This is a genomic window from Acidovorax sp. GW821-FHT10A04, from assembly GCF_059415825.1.
This window is the reverse complement of record NZ_JBWKNZ010000016.1, coordinates 1-19,415: the sequence shown is the minus strand read 5'-3', so window position 1 is coordinate 19,415 and position 19,415 is coordinate 1. Positions and strand designations below refer to the sequence as shown.

Below are 19,415 nucleotides of genomic sequence, written 5' to 3'. Positions count from 1 at the left end.
GGAGGCTCATGGCATCAGCCGATAGCCCACCGCGGTTTCCGTCAGCAGGTGCCGCGGCTGGGCCGGGTCGGTCTCCAGCTTCTGGCGCAGGTGGCCCATGTAGATGCGCAGGTAGTGGCTCTGCTCGCTGTGCGAGGGGCCCCAGACCTCGCGCAGCAACTGGCGGTGCGTGAGTACGCGCCCGGCATTGGCGACCAGCACCGACAGCAGCCGGTACTCCAGGGGCGTGAGGTGGACCTCCTGGCCGCCGCGCTGCACCAGGCGGGCCTGGCGGTCGACGGTGACCTCGCCGAAGCTGAAGGACGTGTCTTCCTCCTGCGATGCGCCCGTGGCGCGCGGGCGGCGCAGGTTGGCACGCACGCGCGCCATGAGCTCGCCCACGCCGAAGGGCTTGGTCAGGTAGTCGTCGGCGCCGGCGTCCAGCGCGGCGATCTTGTCGGCCTCGTCGATGCGCGCCGAGAGCACGATGATGGCCACGCTGGACCACTGGCGCACGTCACGGATCAGAGTGAGGCCTTCGCCGTCGGGCAGGCCCAGGTCCAGCACCAGCAGGTCGGGCTTGCGTGTGCCGGCCTCGGTCAGGCCACGCTGCAGGGTGTCGGCCTCGTGCACCTGCCAGCCTTCGGCTTCGAGCGCGCCGCGCACGAAGCGGCGAATCTGGGGCTCGTCTTCGATCACGACGGCGATGGGGGCTGGGCTGGCCATGCAGGGGCGTCTTTCAGGGGGAGGGGAAGCCTGAGGGCATCGGCGCCCGGTGGCCCATGCCTTCATTGATCGGTATAGGTACGCACCAGGCGAAAGTGCAGCTTGCTGAACTTCGCTGCGTCCGAGCGGATGTCGCCGGTTTGCAGGTCCACGGCAAAGCGCTGGTTCACGCGGGTGGAGTCCAGGCTCTCGCCGCCTTGCACCTGGCGCTGGGCCCGCTCCACGTTGCCGTAGTTGTACTGGTTGCCCGCCAGGCCCCCTTGCACATTGGTATTGGAGGCCCAGTACCAGCCCGAGGGTGCGGCGGGGAACAGCCGGGCGTCGAGCCCGGGCGTGCTGGCCGATTTGTCGACCAGGCGGCGCAGTTCTGCGGCACGCGGCAGCCGCCAGGGCACCCCCTCGGCCTTCCAGCGCGCCTGGGCATGGGCCTGGGCCTGGACGTAGTCCAGTTCCAGCGGTGTGCCGGTGCAACTGCGGCCGTTCCATTGCATGCCTTCCACGCAGCGCGGCCAGGCCAGCTTGGCGCGCGTGTCCACCACCAGGCTGCCATCGGCCGAGAGCGCCAGACTGGGCCCGGGCTCGGCCGCCGATTGCGCCAGGGCGGCCACCGGGGCGGCGAGGCCGCCGAGGCAGGCGAGGGCCAGCAGCGTGCGGCGCGGAGAGGGGCTGTGGGCAAAGTGCGTCATACAGGCCGATGTTCGCATGAAGTGCGCACGGCATGCACGCCGCCTCGTGCCGGGGTGCTACAGTGCGTCGCGCCCTGCGCTGGCGCGCGCGGCAGTGCGCACAGCCTCTTTTTCTTTCACCCAGGATGCCCCTGACGGGGAGCCCGCACCGATGCGACCGGATCGCCAGACCCTCATCCGCCAGCTGTTCGACGACTACATCGCGCTGTATTCCACGCGCGATGAGCGCCTGATCGCGCGCCTGAGCACCCAGTTCAGCGGCTACGCCAGCCGCAGCGACCGGCTCGTGCACACCCGCAGCGAATGGGTGGCCGCCATCCTGCAGGACTTCGCCCTGGTGCCGCAGCACATGCATATCGAGGTGCTGGACCTGTGCCTGCAGGACCTGGCCGAGGACGTGGTCTCGGCCACGGCGCTGGTGCATGTGCGTGGGCCCGACGCGGGCGAGACCCCGGCTGGCCAGGTGCCGGTGGCGCGCCTGGTGCTGGTGTTCCGCCTGGAAGGTGCGGAGTGGAAGATCGTGCACAGCGGCACCTCGGTGCCCTCGGGGCCCTTGCCGCAGGGAAGCGCCTCGGCCACCATGGCGCGCCTGCAAACCGACCACCGGGTGCTGCAGGCACAGCTGCAGGAGAGCACCCGGGCTCTGGCGGAGGCGCAGCAGCGCATCGATGCCATGGACCGCACCGACAACCTCACCGGCCTGGGCAATCGCCGCCAGTTCGACCACGTGCTGCAGCAGGCCTGGGAGCGCGCCCAGCGCGCCGCCACGCCGCTGGCGCTGGTGCTGCTGGAGGTGGATGCGTTGCGCCACTTCATGGACCGCCATGGCCACCTGGCAGCCGACGCCTGCCTCAAGACCCTGGCCGTCACGCTCACGCAGATGCTGCAGGAACGCCCGGGCGCCCTGGTGGCGCGGTTTGGGGGCGATGCCTTTGTGTTGCTGCTGCCGGCTGCGAGCCTCGAGGAAGCCCACGCCCTGGCCGAAGGGGCCGTCGTGGCCGTGCGCACGCTGGCGCTGCCGCACGAGGGGTCGGCCCTGGGCCGGGTCAGCATGGGCGGCGGCGTGGCGCAGATGGTGCCGGTGCGCGACCAGCGCCCCGATGAACTGGTGCGCGCCGCCAGTGCTGCCCTGGCACGGGCACGGCAGGCGGGCGGCAACCGCGTGGAACCGTTGCCCGATTGAGCTGCCGCCTACCCTGAAACCTTCCAGGCCGCTTGCCAGGGGCCTTTGGGGTGCCCGCCACAATGGCGGGCTATGCATTCATCCGGTTTCTTCAAGATGGCCCTGATACTGGGCCTGCTCTCGGCCATCGGCCCGTTCGCCATCGACATGTACCTGCCCGCGCTGCCCGAGATCGGGGCCAGCCTCGGTGCATCCGTGGGGGCCGTGCAGTGGAGCCTCACGGCCTTTTTCCTCTCGCTGGGCGCGGGCCAGCTGTTCTATGGACCGGTGTCGGACATGGTGGGGCGCAGGCCGCCGCTGTACTTTGGCCTGGGGCTCTTCACCCTGGCCAGCGTGGGCTGCGCGCTGGCCACCGACATCGAGACCCTGGTGGCCTTGCGCTTCGTGCAGGGCCTGGGCGCGGCGGCGGGTATGGCCATTCCGCGCGCCGTGGTGCGCGACCTGCACACGGGCACCGATGCGGCGCGGCTGATGTCGCTGTTGATGCTGGTGTTCAGCGTCTCGCCCATCCTGGCACCCCTGGCGGGCAGCGGCGTGATTGCCCTGGCCGGCTGGCGCGGCGTGTTCTGGGTGGTGGCGGTGGCCGCCGTGGCGGGCCTGGCGCTGGTCTATGCCAGCCTGGGCGAGACCCGGCCCGCGGCCGAGCGCGTGGAAAGCAGCCTGGGCGGTGCCCTGGGCGCCTACGGGCTGCTGCTGCGCGACTGGCACTACCTGGGCCTGGTGTTCATCGGCGGCTGCGCCATGGCGGGCTTCTTCGTGTACCTGGCGGGCTCGCCCTTCGTGCTCATCAACCACTATGGCCTCACGCCCACGCAGTACAGCCTGGCGTTCTCGGTGAATGCGGCGGCCTTCATCGGCACCTCTCAGTTCACGGCCGCACTGGGCGAGCGCTTCGGGCTGGTGCGCCTGGTCAAGGCGGCCGCCACCGGCTCGGGCCTGGTCATGGTGGCCATGCTCGGCTACTACCTGCTCGGCGGGGATCAGCTGGCGGTGCTCATCGGCCTGTATTTCGTGGCCAGTGCGCTCATGGGGCTGGTGATTCCCACCACCTCGGTGCTGGCGCTGGAAAAGCATGGCGCCATCGCGGGCACGGCCTCGGCCCTGCTGGGCACGCTGCAGATGCTCACGGGCGCGGCCGCCATGGGCATCGTGGGCCTGTTCGCCAATGGCAAGCCGCTGCCCATGGTGGTCGGCATGGCCGCAGGGGCCCTGGTGGGCGTGGCGCTGGCCTGGATCACGCTGGCGGGGCACAGCGACCAGTCGGTGGCCGCCGCCAGCGCCTGATCCGCGTCAGGCCTTCTTGCGGGAGGGCGGCTGCGCCGCCACCCGTTCGGCCAGGGTGCGGATGGTGCGGGGCGCCGAGCCCTCGGCATGGTTGCTGATGCACACGTATGCGTTCTGGCCCGCGCCGGTCACCCCGGCGATCAGACGGGCCAGCGCCTCGTGGTTCTCGGGGTCGGGGTGGTGCACCTTGTCGAAGGGCTCGTAGAGCTTTTCGGCCTCTTCGTACCCATAGGGGCCGTGCCGCGTGTTCAGCATCCAGCGGCAGACCAGCGGGCCCGGCCACAGGGCGCGCAGCATGTGCAGTTGCTCTGCCAGCGGCGGCATCTTGGGGTGCAGGTCGATGCAGTAGGTGGCCCCGGCCTCGCGCAGCACGGCCGCGAAGTCGAGGGCCATCCAGTGCGAGCTGATCCACTCGGGGTCGCGCACCTCCACGGCCAGGATGCCGTCGGGCGCGATGGGCGCCAGTTTCGGCTGGGCCAGCAGCATGGCGCGCAGGCGCTGCAGCACCTCGGGCAGGCGGTCGAGCTGGTCCATGGGCAGGGGGCTGAGCTGGAACACCAGTGCCCCGATCTTGCGGCCCAGGCCCTGCAGCGCGGGCTCCACGAACTCGGTGCGCGCCAGGTCGGCATTCAGAAAGGCGGGGTTGGGTTCGCGGCCCCGGCCGTCCTCGCTGCGCACCAGCGCATCGGTCACCAGGCTCGGTGCCTTGACCACAAAGCGGAAGTCGTCGGGCACCTGGCTCGCATAGCGTTCGTACTGGCTCACCGTGAGCGGGCGGTAGAAGCTGCGGTCGATGCTCACCGTGCGCAAGAGCGGGTGCTGGACGTAGATGGACAGGCCGTTCCTGGACAGCTGCGCAGGGGAATGCTCACCCTCCCACACCAGGCCCTTCCAGCCCGGGTAGGTCCAGGTCGAGGTGCCCAGGTGCAGGGTGGGGGGCAGGCTTTGGGCCAGCGCGTGCAAGGCCTCGTCCTGCGGCTGGGCGGCGACGCCGATGCCCTTTTTTTGCTTGCTGGGCGGCGCCTCCTCTGCTGCGGATGGGGTGGCTGCAGCGGGAGGAGGGGAGGGCGCGGGCGGGCCGCCGAACAGGTCGTCCTGGATGCCGCTCATGCCAGCGGCGTGGCCGCCGCGGGTTGCAGCGGGTCTTCGATGGCATCGGCCGCCTCGTCATTGAGGGCACGGCCTTCGCGCTGGGGTTGGGTGAGTGGGGTGGGCACCCATTTGTCGCCCTGGAAGAACTGGCGCGCGCCATCCTTGTCACCGGCCAGTTCCAGCTGCAGGCGGTCGGCATCGCGCGCGCGGATGCGCTCGGCCACCTCGGCCACTTCCTCGGGGTCCACGCCCAGGGTTTCCAGCGCCTGCATGCCGAAGCCCATGGCCGACTCGAAGGTCTCGCGCATCTGGTAGTCCACGCCCAGGCGCAACAGTTCGATGGCGTGCTGCCGGTCGAAGGCGCGCGCCAGCACCGGGACCAGCGGGCACTCGTGCTTGAGCAGCTCGACGATGCGCGTGGTGGTCTTGGCGTCGTCCACGCACACCAGGATGGACTTGGCATGGTGCCCGCCGCTGGCGTGCAGCACATCCAGGCGCGTGCCGTCGCCGTAGTAGACCTTGAAGCCGAACTTCGCGGCCGCGCGGATCATGTCGGTGTCGTTCTCGATGATGGCGATGTCGACACCCCGCGCCAGCAGCAGCTGGCTGGCGATCTGCGCAAAGCGGCCAAAGCCGATGATGAGCACCGTGCCCTTGAGGCCGTCGGCGGCCTCTACGCCGTCCATGTTCTGGGCGGGCTCGGGTGGCATGAGCCAGCGCAGCGAGAGCACGGCCAGCGGCGTGAGCGCCATGGAAATGATCACGGCGGCGGTCAGCACGGCATTCATGCGCGCCTCGACGATGCCCGCGGCAGCGGCGGCCGAGTACAGCACGAAGGCGAATTCACCGCCCTGGGCCATGAGCATGGTGCGCTGCAGGGCCTCGCCATGGGCGGCCTTGGTGAAGCGCGCCACGGCATACACGCCGATGCCCTTGATGGCCATGCAGGCCACCACGCCGCCCAGCAGCAGCGTCCAATTCTGCAGCACCAGCGGGATGTCGAGCGCCATGCCCACGCCCATGAAGAACAGGCCCAGCAGGATGCCGCGGAACGGCTCCACGTCGGCCTCGAGCTGGTGGCGGAAGGTGGATTCGGAGAGCATCACGCCCGCGGCAAAGGCGCCCATGGCCATCGACAGGCCGCCCCATTGCATGGCCAGCGCCGCCCCCAGCACCACCAGCAGCGCGGCGGCGGTCATCACCTCGCGCGCCTTGGCCCGTGCCAGCACACTGAACAGCGGGTTCAGCAGCCAGCGGCTGACCGCGACCAGGCCCACCACGGCGGCCAGCGCCACGCCCACGGTGACCCAGCGCGAGACGGCTTCCCCAGTCGGCGCGGGCGAGAGAAAGGCCACGATGGCCAGCAAGGGCACGATGGCCAGGTCTTCGAGCAGCAGGATGGAGACGATGCGCTGGCCGCGCGGGGTGGATGTGTCGCCGCTTTCGTCGAGCAGCTGCATCACGATGGCCGTGGACGAGAGCACGAAGCCCGAGGCCGCGATGAAGGCCACGGCCGACGAGAGCCCTGCCACCACGCCGGCCCCGGTGAGCAGGGCGATGCAGACCACGACCTGGGCCAGGCCCAGCCCGAAGATCTGGCGCCTGAGGTTCCACAGCCGGGTGGGCTGCATCTCCAGGCCGATCACGAAGAGGAACATCACCACGCCGAGCTCGGCCACGTGCAGGATGGTCTGCGCCTCGCTGAAGAAGCCCAGGCCGAAGGGGCCGATGGCCAGGCCGGCCGCCAGGTAGCCCAGCACCGAGCCCAGGCCGAGCCGCTTGAACAAGGGGACGGCAATGACGCCAGCGGCCAGCAGCACGACGACTTTGACGAGTTCGGTGCCTGATTCAGCAGCGGCCATGGGGACTCCGGGACAAACGGGGAAACAAGCGGAAACGGGGGATGGCAGGATGGTAGCGCCATCCTGGGGGGCGCCGGCCGACCCGGGTGTCAGGAACCGGCGAACAGGCCGCCTTCGTCGAGCAGTTCGTAGGCGATCTCGGGGCGCTGGTCCATGCCCTTCTTGATCGCCGCCGGAATGGCCTGGCGGGTCTTGCGGCACAAACCGCGCTGGTCCTCCACCAGGATGGCGATGCCGCGCAGGGTGCGCACCTCGTTGGGGCTCAGGCTGATGGCGATGCGGATCCCCAACTGCTGCTGCATGCGCTCCTGCATGCGGCGCAGGTCCGCGAGGCTGGAGATGCTCTCCAGCCGGGTGATCAGCTTCTTCTCCTCGGCCTGGGTCAGCTGCAGGATGCGGGTGTCGCCGCCAGGCGTCTGCATCAGCGCGTCCCGCTCGCAGACACAGGCGCCTGGAGGGCATTCCGTGCGGACGGGAAAGGGCAGGGGCGTCATGGCTGGCGGGCGGGGGGCTGGCTTGGGCTGGTTGGGACTGGCAAGAGGCAGTGCAGGCATTCTACGAACCCTGGGGTATTTCCGAGGGGATGCCGGGCTGTTACGAAAAGTGCCTGTGGCAAACTCCCGCGCTTCGCGTATTTTTTCGAGTTTCAGAGAGTTTGCCCACCCATGCAGCAGATCGTCCGGCAGTTGGCCGCAGAAATCAAAGTCAGTGAATCCCAGGTGCGCGCAGCGGTGGAGCTGCTGGACGGGGGGGCCACGGTGCCCTTCATCGCCCGCTACCGCAAGGAAGTGACCGGCGGGCTCGACGATATCCAGTTGCGCGAGCTGGAAGCGCGCCTGTCCTACCTGCGCGAGCTCGAAGACCGCCGCGCCGCGGTGCTCAAGAGCATCGACGAGCAGGGCAAGCTGACCGACGCCCTGCGCGTGGCGATCGCCAGCGCGCCCACCAAGCAGGAGCTGGAGGACATCTACCTGCCCTTCAAGCAAAAGCGCCGCACCAAGGGCCAGATGGCGCGCGAGTTCGGCATCGAGCCGCTGGCCGACAAGCTGTTTGCCGACCCTACGCTGGACCCCGCGGCCGAGGCGGCTGCCTTCACCAAGCCCCCCGAGGTGCTGGACGACGGCAAGACCGGCGCCGATTTCTCCACCGTGCCGGCCGTGCTGGACGGGGTGCGTGACATCCTCTCCGAGCGCTGGGCCGAAGACGCCGTGCTGGTGCAGTCGCTGCGCGAATGGCTCTGGGCCGAGGGCCTGTTGCGCAGCAAGAAGATCGACGGCAAGAACGAGAACGACCCCGAAGTCTCCAAATTCCGCGACTATTTCGAATACGACGAGCCCATCGGCCGCGTGCCTTCGCACCGGGCGCTGGCGGTGTTCCGCGGCCGTGCCCTGGAAATCCTCGAAGGCAAGCTGGTGCTGCCGGTGGAGCCGGAGCCGGGCAAGCCCAGCCTGGCCGAAGGCAAGATCGCCCTGCACCTGGGCTGGAGCCACGCCGGCCGCCCGGCCGACGACCTGCTGCGCAAGTGCGTGTCCTGGACCTGGCGCGTGAAACTGAGCCTCTCGACCGAGCGCGACCTGTTCGCCCGCCTGCGCGACGATGCCGAGAAGGTCGCCATCAAGGTGTTTGCCGACAACCTGCGCGACCTGCTGCTGGCGGCGCCCGCCGGCCCGCGCGTGGTGATGGGCCTGGACCCGGGCATCCGCACCGGCGTGAAGGTGGCCGTGGTGGACGACACCGGCAAGCTGGTGGAAACCGCCACGGTGTTCCCTCACGAGCCGCGCCGCGACTGGGAGGGCTCGCTGCACACCCTGGCCAAGCTGGCCGAAAAGCATGGCGTGAACCTGATCGCCATCGGCAACGGTACGGCCAGCCGCGAGACCGACAAGCTGGCGGCCGACCTGATCAAGCTGGCCGCCAAGGCCGAGCGCGCCATCGAGAAGGTGGTGGTGAGCGAAGCCGGTGCCTCGGTCTACTCCGCCAGCGAATACGCCTCGCAGGAGATGCCCGACGTGGACGTGAGCCTGCGTGGCGCCGCCAGCATTGCGCGCCGCCTGCAGGACCCGCTGGCCGAACTGGTGAAGATCGACCCCAAGAGCATCGGCGTGGGCCAGTACCAGCATGACGTGAACCAGAGCGAGCTGGCGCGCACCCTGGGCACCGTGGTCGAGGACTGCGTGAACTCCGTGGGCGTGGACCTGAACACGGCCAGCGTGCCCTTGCTCAGCCGCGTCTCGGGCCTGTCGGCCAGCGTGGCCAAGGCGGTGGTGCGCTGGCGCGAGGCCAACGGCGCGTTCAAGAGCCGCAAGCAGCTCATGGACGTGGCCGGCCTGGGCGCCAAGACCTTCGAGCAGAGCGCGGGCTTCTTGCGCATCCGCGGCGGCGACAACCCGCTGGACATGACTGGCGTGCACCCCGAGACCTACCCCGTGGTCGAGCAGATCATGGAAAAGACCGGCAAGCCCGTGGCCGAGATCATGGGCCGCGCGGACATGCTCAAGACCTTGAAGCCCGAGCTCTTCGCCAACGAGAAGTTCGGCGTGATCACGGTCAAGGACATCCTGGGCGAACTCGAAAAGCCCGGTCGCGACCCGCGCCCGGACTTCAAGGTGGCGCGCTTCAACGACGGCGTGGAAGACATCAAGGACCTCAAGGAGGGCATGATCCTGGAGGGCACGGTGAGCAACGTGGCGCAGTTCGGTGCCTTCATCGACCTTGGGGTGCACCAGGATGGCCTGGTGCACGTGAGCCAGCTGGCGCACAAGTTCGTGAACGATGCGCGCGAAGTGGTCAAGACCGGCGACATCGTCAAGGTCAAGGTCATGGAGGTGGACGTGGAGCGCAAGCGCATCGGCCTGTCGATGAAGCTCGGTGACGCCCCCCCACGCCAGGGGGGCGACCGCGGTGGCTACCGCGACAACCGCTTCGAGGGCGCGGGGCGCGGTCAGCAGCCGCAAGGCGGCCGCCGTGCGCCCGAGCCGGCGCAGCAATCGGCCATGGCATCGGCCTTCGCCAAGCTGCAGCAGACCAAGGGCCGCTAAAGTCCCACGGGCAGCGCCCGCTGACCGTTGGTACCGCCACCCCTACCGCCCGTGCAGGTAGGATGGCACGGCCGGTTTGGGTGATGGCCGGGCGCGGCGGGCAGCGCCATAATCGGCACTTGTCCCACCAGAGGTCCAGTCACCCATGGAGTTGAATGCACTGCTGGCACAGCCGGCGGCCCTGCCCAGCCTGCCGCGCACCGTTGCGCTGCTGATGAGCGAGCTGGCCCAGCCCGAGCCCAGCCTGCGGCGCATGAACCAGCTCTTTGCTACCGACCCGGCCCTGGCCGCGCGCCTGCTGGAGCTGGCCAACTCCCCGGCTTTCCAGATGCCGCGCCAGATTGCCGGCATTCCCCAGGCCCTGGCCCTGCTGGGCACCGCGCAATTGCGTGGGCTGGTCACATCGGCGCCCTTGGGCACCACCTCGCGCTCCGTGCCCGGGGTCAACATGCAGCAGTTCTGGCGCTACAGCCTCAATACCGCCAAGCTAGCGCGCTCGCTGGCCGGCCTGGTGCACCACGACCAGATCGCCGCCTACACGGCCGGCCTGCTGCATGCCCTGGGCGAACTCGTGATCCACCTGGCCGATCCCGAGAAGGCCCATTCGGTCAACACCCTGGTGGCGCCGCTGGACCTGCGCCGTACCAAGGTGGAGCAGCGCATCTTCGGCTACTGCTACAGCAAGGTGTCGGCCGGGCTGGCGCGGCGCTGGCAACTTCCCGAGGTCGTGGTCGACGCCCTGCAGTACCAGGACGCACCGTTCGAGAACAAGGCCTACGAGCCGCTGGCCGGCGTGATCCACCTGGCCTCCTGGCGTGCCCGTGCGCGCGAGGCCGGGCTCAACGAGAACGAGCTGGCCGTCTCCTTCCCGGGGGAGGTGGGGCTGGTGCTGGGCCTGGACATCGACATGGTGCTGCAGCAGGACCCCATCGACTGGAACGTGCGCCCCGAGGCACCGGCGGATTACGTGGTCTGATACGGATTGGCGTTCAATCGCACAACTAGGCGGGAAGCCGCAGACAGTGCTGTAGCACAGCACGGCAAGGCGAACCAACGACGTTAGACGGTTGAAGGCAAATCCGTATGATGACCGCTCTGGGACAATGCAGGGCATGAAAGCATTGCGCATCCATGCGGGCCCGCGCGCCCGCCAGCACCTTGAACAGCATGGCCTGCAACCGGGCGATGTGCGCGTGGTCCCCGCGGCGGCCGGCGGCCCCAAGGGCCTGATCCTGGGCCCGTTGGACCGGTTTCTGTTTGGCGAGTGGCTGGCCGGCTCCCGCCAGCCGGTGCACCTGGTGGGCGCATCCATCGGCGCCTGGCGCATGGCCACGGCCTGCCTGGGCGGCTCGGTGGCGGCCTTCGAGCGGCTGGAGCATGACTACATCCACCAGAGCTATGAGCTGCCGCCAGGCAAGAAGCGGCCCCCGGCGTCGCACGTGAGCGAACGCTTTGGCCAGAACCTGCAGGCCTTCTATGGCGGTCGGGTCGGGGAGGTGCTGAGCCACCCACGCTACCACCTGCACATCGTCACCTCGCGTGGCCGGCATGTGCTGGCGCGCGAGCACCGGGTGGGCACGCCGCTCGGCTACCTCGGGGCCTTCCTGAGCAATACGGTGCACCGCAAGGCCCTGGGCGCATGGCTCGAGCGGGTGGTGTTCTCGTCGCCGGATGCAGGCCTTGCAACGGGTGCTGCCTTGCCTTTCGGGACGGCCGACTTCCGTACGCGCCAGGTGCAGCTCACCGAGCAGAACTTCATGCCCGCGCTGCAGGCCAGCTGCTCCATCCCCTTCGTGCTGCAGGCCGTGCACGACATTCCGGGTGCCCCGCGCGGTGCCTACTGGGACGGAGGCATCACCGACTACCACCTGCACCTGGGCTACCACCAGTCGCCCATGGCGCAGGTGGTCGAGGGTGCGGCCCGGGCCGGCAGCGGCCTGGTGCTGTACCCGCACTTCCAGCAGCAGGTGGTGCCCGGCTGGCTGGACAAGGGGCTTAAGTGGCGGCACCGCTCGACCAGCGCACTCGATTCCATGGTGGTGCTCTCGCCGCACCCCGAGTGGGTGCGTTCCCTGCCCAACAGCAAGCTGCCTGATCGCAACGATTTCACCCACTACGGCACCGATGCTGCGGCCCGCGCCAGGGCTTGGCTGGGCGCCACGGCGGCGAGCCGGCAGCTGGCTGACGAGTTTGCCGCGTGGTTGGAGCGGCCCGACATGGCGGCGGTGCAGCCGCTGTAGCTGCGCAGCGGCTGGCCGCCGCCGCCCTCAGCGTGCGGGTGTGGGCGCAGCGGGCCGCGGCTGCAGGCGCGCCATTTCGTACGCCCGTGCCCAGGCGAGCACCTCGCTGGCCGGCATGGGCGGCGCGATGCCGAAGCCCTGGGCGCGTTCGCAGCCCAGCGCGAGCAGCTTCTCGCCATGGGCCGGGGTTTCCGCGCCTTCGGCAATCACGTGGCGGTTGAAGGCGCGGGCCAGCGTGACGATGGCATTGACCAGGGTCAGGTCGTCCTCGTCGTGCAGGATGCCCTGCACGAAGGACTGGTCGATCTTGATGGTCTCTGCCGGCAGGCGTTTGAGGTAGGAGAGAGAAGAAAATCCGGTGCCGAAGTCGTCGAGCGCGAAGCGCACGCCGAGCGCCTGGCAGCTGTGCATCATGCTGCGCATGTACTGCATGTCCTGCAACGCGGCGGATTCGAGGATTTCCAGTTCCAGCCGCGATGGGTGCACCTCGGGGCAGGTCAGCAGCAGGTCCTTGAGCCGCTCCACGAAGCCTGCGCGCTGGAAGTGCTGCGCAGCGATGTTCACGCTGACCTCCCACTGCGCGCCGGCCAGGCTCCACTGCCGCATCTGGGCCAGGGCCTCGCGCAGCACCCACTCGCCGAGTTCGGCCACCACCTCAGCGTCCTCCAGCAGCGGCAGCACGTGCTGGGGCCCCAGCAGGCCCTGCTCGGGATGCTGCCAGCGCAGCAGGGCCTCCATGCCCAGTACCTCGCCGGTGCGCAGGTTGACCTTGGGCTGGTAGTACAGGCGCATTTCTCCGGCCTGCAGCCCCTGGGTCACCCGGGTCTGCCGCGAATGCTGGGTCTGCACCGCGTGGTCGAGCTGCACGTCGAACAGGTGCATGCGGTTGCGGCCCGAGCGCTTGGCCTGGCACATGGCCTGATCGGCCTGGCGCAGCAGGGTGTCGGGGTTCACGTCGTCCTGCGGGAACACGGCCACGCCCACGCTGGCCGTGGTGTGCAGCAGGCGGTCGTCGATGGCGTAGGGCGCGGCCAGTTGCTGCATGAGCTGGCGCACCTGCTCCTCGATGGCGGGCACGTCGGTCTGGTGGTTGAGCAGCAGCACGAACTCGTCGCCGCCCAGGCGCGCCGCGGCACTGCTGCCGGTGGCAAAGGTGTTCAGGCGCTGGGACACCTCCTTGAGCAGGCGGTCGCCCATGCGGTGGCCATGGGCGTCGTTGATGGCCTGGAAATGGTCCAGGTCCAGCATGCACACCGCCAGCAAGGTCGGGCTGCGGCCGGTCACGAACAGGGCGTGGGTGAGCCGCTCGGCCAGGGAGGCGCGGTTGAGCAGGCCGGTCAGTGCGTCGTGCCGGGCATGCCAGGAGATCTGGTGGCGCAGGTGGCTGGCCTCGGTCACGTCGCGGAACACCAGCACGCAGCCCGATGCCCGCCCGCTGCCCTGGCGGATGGCCGATGCCGTGTACTCGATGGCATAGCGCTCACCCGAGCGGTGCAGCAGCACCTCCTGCATGGCCGGGCGGGTGGGGGCCACCACGGTGGCTTCGCCGGTGGCCCGCGTGGCCGCCTGGCTCGCCGGCTCCTCATAGAGCCGGAAGACATCGTCGAGCAGCGCGCCCATGGCCTGTTCGGCGGTGAAGCCGGTCATGAGCTGGGCGGCTTCGTTGATGGTCTCGATGCAGCCGGCCAGGTCGGTGGTGATCACGCCATCGCCGATGGAGGCCAGCGTGACCTGGGCACGGTCCTTCTCGTTGCGCAGGGCTTGCTCGGCGCGCTTGCGCTCGGTGATGTCCACCAGCGTGCCCACGGTGCCGGCCACGGCGCCGTTCGTGCTGGTGAAGGGCGCCTCGTAGTAGGCCATGGTGCGCGCCAGCTGGCCCGGTGGCTGCACCAGGACCTCGTTGTCCTGCGACATGGCCAGCTGCCGGGACTGGGCGGGTGAGAGCAGGTGCGGCGCCGTGAGGCCGGGGAACATGCCTTGCCCCGGCAGACCCGGGTCGCCGTTCTGGAACAGCCGCTGCCAGGCGCGGTTGGCGTCGACGAAGGTGCCGTCCGCCTCGCGCACGAACACCGGCAGGGGCAGGGCGTCGATGAGCTGGCGTGTGAAGTGCAACTGCTCGCTCTGCAGTTGCTGCGTCTCGCGCAGCGAGTGCACCAGGGACTGCACCTTGCCGGCCATGTCGTTGAAGGTGTGGGCCACGGCGCGCGATTCCAGCGTGCCCTGGATGTCCATGCGCGTGTCCAGGTGTCCCTGGCGGAAGCGGTCCGTGGCCTCGGTCAGGCGGCGCAGCATGCGGGCATTGGCGCGCAGGATCAGGGTCAGCAGGAACAGGATGGTGAAGATGTTCAGCGCCGAGATCCGGGCCTGCACGACCACAGTCTTCCAGATCCGGTCCACCAGGATGCCGGGATCGGCGGTGACCGTGAGCACGCCGGTACGCCCGTCGGCGAAGGTCTGGCCGAAACGTTGCGTGGGTGGGCTGATGTCCAGCAGGTCGGCAAACCAGGCAGGGGCCTGCATGGCCACGGGCGGCGCTGCCCACTGCAGGGGCGCCTGGCCCGGCACCTGCCACAGCAGCGACTGCACGGCCGGGCCGAAGCGGGTGGGGGTGGCCAGCAGCACGCGGGCGGCAGATTCGCGCTGCGCCGGGTCCAGCGCCACCAGGCTGGGCAGCAGGCTGTCGCCCACGCGCGCGAGCTCGGCCACGGCGCGGTCGTGGGCTTCCTGCTCTTCGAGGGACACCAGCTGCTGGTAGCGCATGGCCACGACCGCCACGATGATCACCAGGATCGCGAGGTACAGCCGGGGAGAGGTTCCCTGCGTCAGCCAGGCCCTGAATTTTTCTGCGCGCATGGATGGATCAGCCAGTCATTTCATGGAATGGATGAAAGAGCGCGCGCAGCACCGCCATCGGCCGGCGCCAGCCCGTCTCGGGCGGCGCGCCAAGGGCCCGGCCTGCGCGCCGGCCATGCACTCCCACCATGCATGCCCGCCTCGCTCAGCAGTGGCAACGGGGCCTGGCGCCCTGCAGCGCCGGCCCGTTAATTACTTTGTTAATTATTGTTTGACAGTGCAGCAGTTTAGCTGCACGGGCGCTGCCCGCGCCCCGCCCGTATGGGGGAGGCTGTTGCAGGGTGGCCAGGCTGCCGCCGCCAGGGAATTGCCACGGCCTGGCGCCAGACCGCCCGGCGCTGCTACAGCGACTGGGTGAGCATGTCCCGGTATTCCTCGGGCGTGGCGATGCGCGGGTTGGTCTTGTGGCAGTGGTCGGCCATCGCGCCCTTGATGATGTCGTCGAACATGCTTTCGGTCACGCCCATGGCCGCCAGGCCCGTGGGCAGGCCCAGGCGGGCGTTCATGTCGCGGATGGCCTCGGGAATGTCGAGCGCGCCGGCCAGGCCCATGGCGTGCGCCATGCGTTCCAGGCGCTGCTCCTTTTGCACCGATTCGGCGCCGGCGTTGAAGCGCACCACGGCCGGCAGGAACATGGCGTTGAGCGTGCCGTGGTGAAGGCGCGGATTCACGCCGCCCAGGCTGTGGCTGAGCGAGTGCACGGCGCCCAGGCCCTTCTGGAAGGCCATGGCACCCTGCATGCTGGCGCTCATCATGTGCAGGCGTGCGTCGCGGTCGCTGCCGTTGCGCGTGGCAGGCTCGATGTGGGCCCAGCCGCGCGTGAGACCGTCCAGGGCAATGCCATCGGCCGGCGGGTTGAACGCGGCCGACATGAAGGTCTCCATACAGTGCGCGATGGCATCCATGCCCGTGGCCGCGGTGAGCGCGGGTGGCAGGCCCAGGGTGAGTTCGGGGTCGCAGATGGCGGTCTTGGGCACCAGGTTCCAGGAGTGGAAGCCGAGCTTGCGGTGGTCGTCGACGATGATGATGGCGCCGCGCGCCACCTCGCTGCCGGTGCCGCTGGTGGTGGGCACGGCGATCAGCGGCGCAGCGCGCTCGGTGATGCGCGGCGAGCCGCCTTCGATGGTGGCGTAGTGGGTGAGCGGGCCCTCGTGCGTGGCGGCGATCGCGATGCCCTTGGCACAGTCGATGGCCGAGCCCCCGCCCACGGCGATCAGGCCGTCGCAGCCCTCGCGCTGGTACACCTCGACCGCGGCGCGCACGGCCGCTTCGGTGGGATTGGCCGGGGTCTGGTCGAACACCGCCACGGGCAGCCCCGTGAGCGCGTCCAGCGCCTTTTGCAGCACCCCCGCGGCCTTGACGCCGGGGTCCGTCACGACGAGCGGGCGGGTGATGCCCACGCGCTCGCATTCCTGCTGGAGCAGCTTCACGGCGCCGAACTCGAACTGGATCTGGGTGACGTAGTAGATGAAGGCCATGGTGTTGCGGGAGTTGCGTTTACGATTGCTCTAAAACCTGTCGCAGAGACTTTACAACCGGGAGACACCCATGACCCTGAAGCAAACCCTCATGGCCGCCACTTTGTTCGTCACGTGCGTGACAGCGGTGCACGCCGATTGCCTGACCGATGCGCAGGCCGCCGAGCTGCTGGCCCACTACGTGGCGCGCACCCCGGCGCCCAACCCGGTGAACCTCTCGGACGCCGATGGCGCCTGCACGCGTGGCAAGTTCAACCAGCTGCTGGCGCAGCGCATGGGCAAGGTCGTGGGCTACAAGGCGGGGCTCACCAACCCGGCGGTGCAAAAGCGCTTCAACACCGACAAGCCGGTGTGGGGCAAGCTCTACGAGGGCATGGTCCTGCCCAGCGGTGCCAGCGTGGAGGCGGCCTTTGGCGCGCGCGCTCTCTACGAGGCCGACATGCTGGTGCGCGTGAAAAGCGCCGCCATCAACCAGGCCAAAACGCCCGAGGATGTGCTGGATGCCATCGACCAGGTCATTCCTTTCATCGAACTGCCCGACCTGATGGTGCAGGCACCGCCCCAGCTCAATGGCGCTGGCGTCACGGCCATCAACGTGGGCGCGCGCCTGGGCGTTGCGGGCACGCCGCTGCCGGTGCCCGTCTTCCGCGGCGAGCGCTACGCGCTGCTCAAGGCCCTGGCCGACATGAATGTGTCGCTTACCGATGGTGCCGGCGCGCGCCTGGGCGGCGGCAAGGGCAGCGATATCCTGGACCATCCGCTCAATGCCGTCGTCTGGCTGGCCGGCGCGCTGGCCAAGGAGGGCATCCACCTGCAGCCGGGCGACCTGGTGAGCCTGGGTTCGTTCTCGGCGCTGCTGCCGCCCAAGGCCGGCCTGTCGGTCACGGCCACCTATGACGGCCTGCCGGGTGCTGCGCCGGTGCGCGTCACTTTCAAGTAGCCCTTCCCCCTTTTTGTCCCTGAGAAAGCTTTCGCGTTGACCGATCTGCATATCCACGCCAACCGCCTGACCCCCCAGATGCGCAGTGTGCTCGAACGCATGGCGCGTGCGGGCCACCCGCCGCTGTACACCCGCACGCCACAGGATGCGCGCATTGCCTACGCGGCCGGTGCCGACGTGCTGGAGATACCGAAGGCCCAACTGCCCCGCGTGGAGGACTTCACCATCCCCGCGCGAGATGGCCATGCACTGCCCGCGCGGCTGTATGCGCCTTCCACCGGCGCGCCTTTGCCCGTGCTGCTGTACACGCATGGTGGCGGCTTCACCATCGGCAGCATCGGCACGCACGATATCCTCTGCCGCGAGCTCGCGCGCCTGGCAGGCTGCATGGTGGTCTCGCTCGACTACCGGCTGGCGCCGGAGCACCGTTTTCCCACGGCCACCCACGATGCCTGGGATGCCCTGGCCTGGCTGCATGCCAATGCCGCCCGCCTGGGCGCCGACCCGGCGCGGATCGCCGTGGGCGGCGACAGCGCGGGTGGCACGCTGGCCACGGTGAGCGCCATCCTCGCACGCGATGCGGGCCTGCCGCTGGCGCTGCAGCTGCTGATCTACCCCGGTTGCGCAGCCCACCAGGACACGCCTGCGCACACCCGTTTTGCCAGTGGCCTGGTGCTCGACGAGCCGGCCATCACCTGGTTCTTCGGCCAGTACGTCACCACCCGCGAACAGCGGGAGGACTGGCGCTTTGCCCCCCTGCATGCCGACGACCTGGAGGGCGTCGCCCCCGCGTGGATCGGCTTGGCCGAGTGCGACCCGCTGGTGGACGAGGGCGTGGACTATGCCGACAAGCTGCGTGCGGCCGGCGTGGCGGTGGACCTCGAGATCTACCGCGGCGTGACGCACGAATTCATCAAGATGGGCCGCGCGATCCCCGAAGCGCGCCAGGCCCACGCCGACGCGGCACGCGCGCTGCGTGCCGCTTTCCACATGGAGTGAGACGTTTCCTTATGGCCCAACAACCCCAACGCCGTGATTTCCGCTGCTTCCACCGCCTGCGCGTGCGCTGGGCCGAGGTGGACATGCAGAAGATCGTCTTCAACGGCCACTACCTGATGTACATCGACAACGCCATGTCGGAGTACTGGCGCGCCCTGGCCTTGCCCTACGACGCCAGCATGCACGCCCTGCAGGGCGAGATGTTCGTGAAGAAGGCGAGCCTCGAATACCACGCCTCGGCGCGCATGGACGACACGCTGGACGTGGGCATGCGCTGTGCGCGCGTGGGCAATTCCTCGTGCCTGTTCGAGGCAGGCATCTTCAGTGGGGACCGGCTGCTGGTTTCGGGCGAACTGGTCTACGTGTTCGCCGACCCCGTGGCGCAGAAGTCGCGCCCCGTGCCGGAGGTACTGCGCCAGATCATTACCGGCTTCGAAGCCGGCGAGGACCTGGCCGAGGTGAATACCGGCGACTGGAACGCCCTGGGCCGCGATGCGGGCCGCCTGCGCACGGCGGTGTTCGTGACCGAGCAGGGCATCCCGGCCGAGATCGAGGCCGATGCGCTCGATGCCACCGCGCGCCATGCGGTGGTCTACAACCGCCTGGGCCAGGCGATAGCGACGGGGCGGTTGCTGCAGGAGGCGCCGGGTGTGGGGCGCATCGGGCGGTTGGCGGTGGACCGGTCGGTGCGGGGCACGCGGTGGGGGCGCATGGTGCTCGATGCCCTGGTCGACGCCTCGCGGGCGCGCGGGGATCGGGAGGTGCAGTTGCATGCGCAGGGCAATGCGGAGGGGTTCTATCGCCGCGCTGGGTTCTCGGTTGTCGGAGAGCCCTATGACGAGGCTGGGATTGAGCATGTGGTGATGGTTCGGTGCTTCTGATTTTTTCTTGGGGTGTTGCTTCGCTTTGATCCCGCGTGCCTGTGGTGAGGTCGGAGGCCGGGATGTGCGCCCGGCGGCGCAGTAACTTTCTCTTGCGTCGCCAAGAGGGTGTAGAAGAAACCTATTTGAGCCGCCCCAAGAGCATGCGAGCCTGCGCCAGCCAGACCCACGCTG

15 protein-coding genes are annotated in these 19,415 nt (G+C 69.2%); 8 read left to right on the top strand and 7 right to left on the bottom strand.

Features of this window, described 5'->3' with window-relative positions; all coding sequences use genetic code 11:
• Window positions 1-6: 6 nt before the first annotated feature.
• Together kdpE and AC07PF_RS26710 are read right to left on the bottom strand one after the other, a co-directional pair.
• Window positions 7-705, bottom strand: coding sequence for a two-component system response regulator KdpE (gene kdpE / locus AC07PF_RS26715; protein WP_494605902.1), 699 nt, complete (start codon window positions 703-705; stop codon window positions 7-9).
• A 62-nt stretch (window positions 706-767) separates the two neighbouring features.
• Entirely contained in the window at window positions 768-1,391 is a 624-nt protein-coding gene (locus AC07PF_RS26710) for an Lcl C-terminal domain-containing protein (protein ID WP_007852475.1), read from the bottom strand.
• Between the two features lie 151 nt (window positions 1,392-1,542).
• On the opposite strand from AC07PF_RS26710, the gene AC07PF_RS26705 reads away from it, so the two are divergent.
• Complete coding sequence (locus tag AC07PF_RS26705) at window positions 1,543-2,574, top strand: sensor domain-containing diguanylate cyclase (RefSeq protein WP_494613901.1); 1,032 nt, start codon at window positions 1,543-1,545, stop codon at window positions 2,572-2,574.
• 72 nt (window positions 2,575-2,646) lie between these two features.
• A complete protein-coding gene (locus AC07PF_RS26700; protein WP_007852375.1) occupies window positions 2,647-3,858 on the top strand; it encodes a multidrug effflux MFS transporter in 1,212 nt (403 codons plus the stop codon).
• A 6-nt stretch (window positions 3,859-3,864) separates the two neighbouring features.
• Here the strand turns inward: AC07PF_RS26700 and AC07PF_RS26695 are convergent, their stop codons facing one another.
• The 3 genes from AC07PF_RS26695 to AC07PF_RS26685 all read right to left on the bottom strand — a co-directional run bounded on the left by AC07PF_RS26695 (window position 3,865) and on the right by AC07PF_RS26685 (window position 7,306).
• Window positions 3,865-4,959, bottom strand: coding sequence for a DUF72 domain-containing protein (locus AC07PF_RS26695; RefSeq protein ID WP_494614016.1), 1,095 nt, complete (start codon window positions 4,957-4,959; stop codon window positions 3,865-3,867).
• A gap of 5 nt (window positions 4,960-4,964) precedes the next feature.
• The gene (locus AC07PF_RS26690; RefSeq protein ID WP_494613900.1) at window positions 4,965-6,812 is read right to left on the bottom strand and encodes a monovalent cation:proton antiporter-2 (CPA2) family protein; all 1,848 of its coding nucleotides are present in this window, start codon (window positions 6,810-6,812) and stop codon (window positions 4,965-4,967) included.
• 89 nt (window positions 6,813-6,901) lie between these two features.
• Window positions 6,902-7,306: a hypothetical protein gene (locus AC07PF_RS26685; protein WP_145698364.1), complete on the bottom strand. Its 405-nt coding sequence runs from the start codon at window positions 7,304-7,306 to the stop codon at window positions 6,902-6,904.
• A 171-nt stretch (window positions 7,307-7,477) separates the two neighbouring features.
• Between AC07PF_RS26685 and AC07PF_RS26680 the strand changes: the two genes are divergently transcribed.
• From AC07PF_RS26680 to AC07PF_RS26670, 3 genes are all read left to right on the top strand, one after another.
• Window positions 7,478-9,850 (top strand): Tex family protein, encoded by a 2,373-nt coding sequence (locus tag AC07PF_RS26680; protein ID WP_494605894.1) that lies wholly within the window; start codon window positions 7,478-7,480, stop codon window positions 9,848-9,850.
• Window positions 9,851-9,995: 145 nt separating this feature from the next.
• A complete protein-coding gene (locus AC07PF_RS26675) occupies window positions 9,996-10,826 on the top strand; it encodes an HDOD domain-containing protein (RefSeq protein WP_494605892.1) in 831 nt (276 codons plus the stop codon).
• 136 nt (window positions 10,827-10,962) lie between these two features.
• Window positions 10,963-12,090 (top strand): patatin-like phospholipase family protein, encoded by a 1,128-nt coding sequence (locus tag AC07PF_RS26670; protein ID WP_494613898.1) that lies wholly within the window; start codon window positions 10,963-10,965, stop codon window positions 12,088-12,090.
• Between the two features lie 27 nt (window positions 12,091-12,117).
• Here the strand turns inward: AC07PF_RS26670 and AC07PF_RS26665 are convergent, their stop codons facing one another.
• The gene (locus AC07PF_RS26665) at window positions 12,118-14,943 is read right to left on the bottom strand and encodes an EAL domain-containing protein (protein ID WP_494613897.1); all 2,826 of its coding nucleotides are present in this window, start codon (window positions 14,941-14,943) and stop codon (window positions 12,118-12,120) included.
• Window positions 14,944-15,284: 341 nt separating this feature from the next.
• Window positions 15,285-16,421 (bottom strand): 4-hydroxybutyrate dehydrogenase, encoded by a 1,137-nt coding sequence (gbd, locus tag AC07PF_RS26660; protein ID WP_007852389.1) that lies wholly within the window; start codon window positions 16,419-16,421, stop codon window positions 15,285-15,287.
• A gap of 70 nt (window positions 16,422-16,491) precedes the next feature.
• On the opposite strand from gbd, the gene AC07PF_RS26655 reads away from it, so the two are divergent.
• Genes AC07PF_RS26655 through AC07PF_RS26645 form a run of 3 tightly spaced genes read left to right on the top strand, consistent with a single transcriptional unit; the run spans window position 16,492 to window position 19,241 of the window.
• Window positions 16,492-17,361 (top strand): 2-keto-4-pentenoate hydratase, encoded by an 870-nt coding sequence (locus AC07PF_RS26655; RefSeq protein ID WP_494613896.1) that lies wholly within the window; start codon window positions 16,492-16,494, stop codon window positions 17,359-17,361.
• 36 nt (window positions 17,362-17,397) lie between these two features.
• Complete coding sequence (locus tag AC07PF_RS26650) at window positions 17,398-18,360, top strand: alpha/beta hydrolase (RefSeq protein ID WP_494613895.1); 963 nt, start codon at window positions 17,398-17,400, stop codon at window positions 18,358-18,360.
• 11 nt (window positions 18,361-18,371) lie between these two features.
• Window positions 18,372-19,241: a YbgC/FadM family acyl-CoA thioesterase gene (locus tag AC07PF_RS26645; RefSeq protein WP_494613893.1), complete on the top strand. Its 870-nt coding sequence runs from the start codon at window positions 18,372-18,374 to the stop codon at window positions 19,239-19,241.
• Window positions 19,242-19,415: the final 174 nt, after the last annotated feature.

What these genes read in the sequence shown, in the direction of transcription:
- AC07PF_RS26665 (WP_494613897.1), bottom strand. Translation starts at nt 14,943, where the DNA reads ATGCGCGCAGAAAAATTCAGGGCCTGGCTGACGCAGGGAACCTCTCCC.
- AC07PF_RS26710 (WP_007852475.1), bottom strand. Translation starts at nt 1,391, where the DNA reads ATGACGCACTTTGCCCACAGCCCCTCTCCGCGCCGCACGCTGCTGGCC.
- AC07PF_RS26685 (WP_145698364.1), bottom strand. Translation starts at nt 7,306, where the DNA reads ATGACGCCCCTGCCCTTTCCCGTCCGCACGGAATGCCCTCCAGGCGCC.
- kdpE (WP_494605902.1), bottom strand. Translation starts at nt 705, where the DNA reads ATGGCCAGCCCAGCCCCCATCGCCGTCGTGATCGAAGACGAGCCCCAG.
- AC07PF_RS26700 (WP_007852375.1), top strand. Translation starts at nt 2,647, where the DNA reads ATGCATTCATCCGGTTTCTTCAAGATGGCCCTGATACTGGGCCTGCTC.
- AC07PF_RS26655 (WP_494613896.1), top strand. Translation starts at nt 16,492, where the DNA reads ATGACCCTGAAGCAAACCCTCATGGCCGCCACTTTGTTCGTCACGTGC.
- AC07PF_RS26680 (WP_494605894.1), top strand. Translation starts at nt 7,478, where the DNA reads ATGCAGCAGATCGTCCGGCAGTTGGCCGCAGAAATCAAAGTCAGTGAA.
- AC07PF_RS26645 (WP_494613893.1), top strand. Translation starts at nt 18,372, where the DNA reads ATGGCCCAACAACCCCAACGCCGTGATTTCCGCTGCTTCCACCGCCTG.
- AC07PF_RS26675 (WP_494605892.1), top strand. Translation starts at nt 9,996, where the DNA reads ATGGAGTTGAATGCACTGCTGGCACAGCCGGCGGCCCTGCCCAGCCTG.
- AC07PF_RS26690 (WP_494613900.1), bottom strand. Translation starts at nt 6,812, where the DNA reads ATGGCCGCTGCTGAATCAGGCACCGAACTCGTCAAAGTCGTCGTGCTG.
- AC07PF_RS26705 (WP_494613901.1), top strand. Translation starts at nt 1,543, where the DNA reads ATGCGACCGGATCGCCAGACCCTCATCCGCCAGCTGTTCGACGACTAC.
- AC07PF_RS26670 (WP_494613898.1), top strand. Translation starts at nt 10,963, where the DNA reads ATGAAAGCATTGCGCATCCATGCGGGCCCGCGCGCCCGCCAGCACCTT.
- gbd (WP_007852389.1), bottom strand. Translation starts at nt 16,421, where the DNA reads ATGGCCTTCATCTACTACGTCACCCAGATCCAGTTCGAGTTCGGCGCC.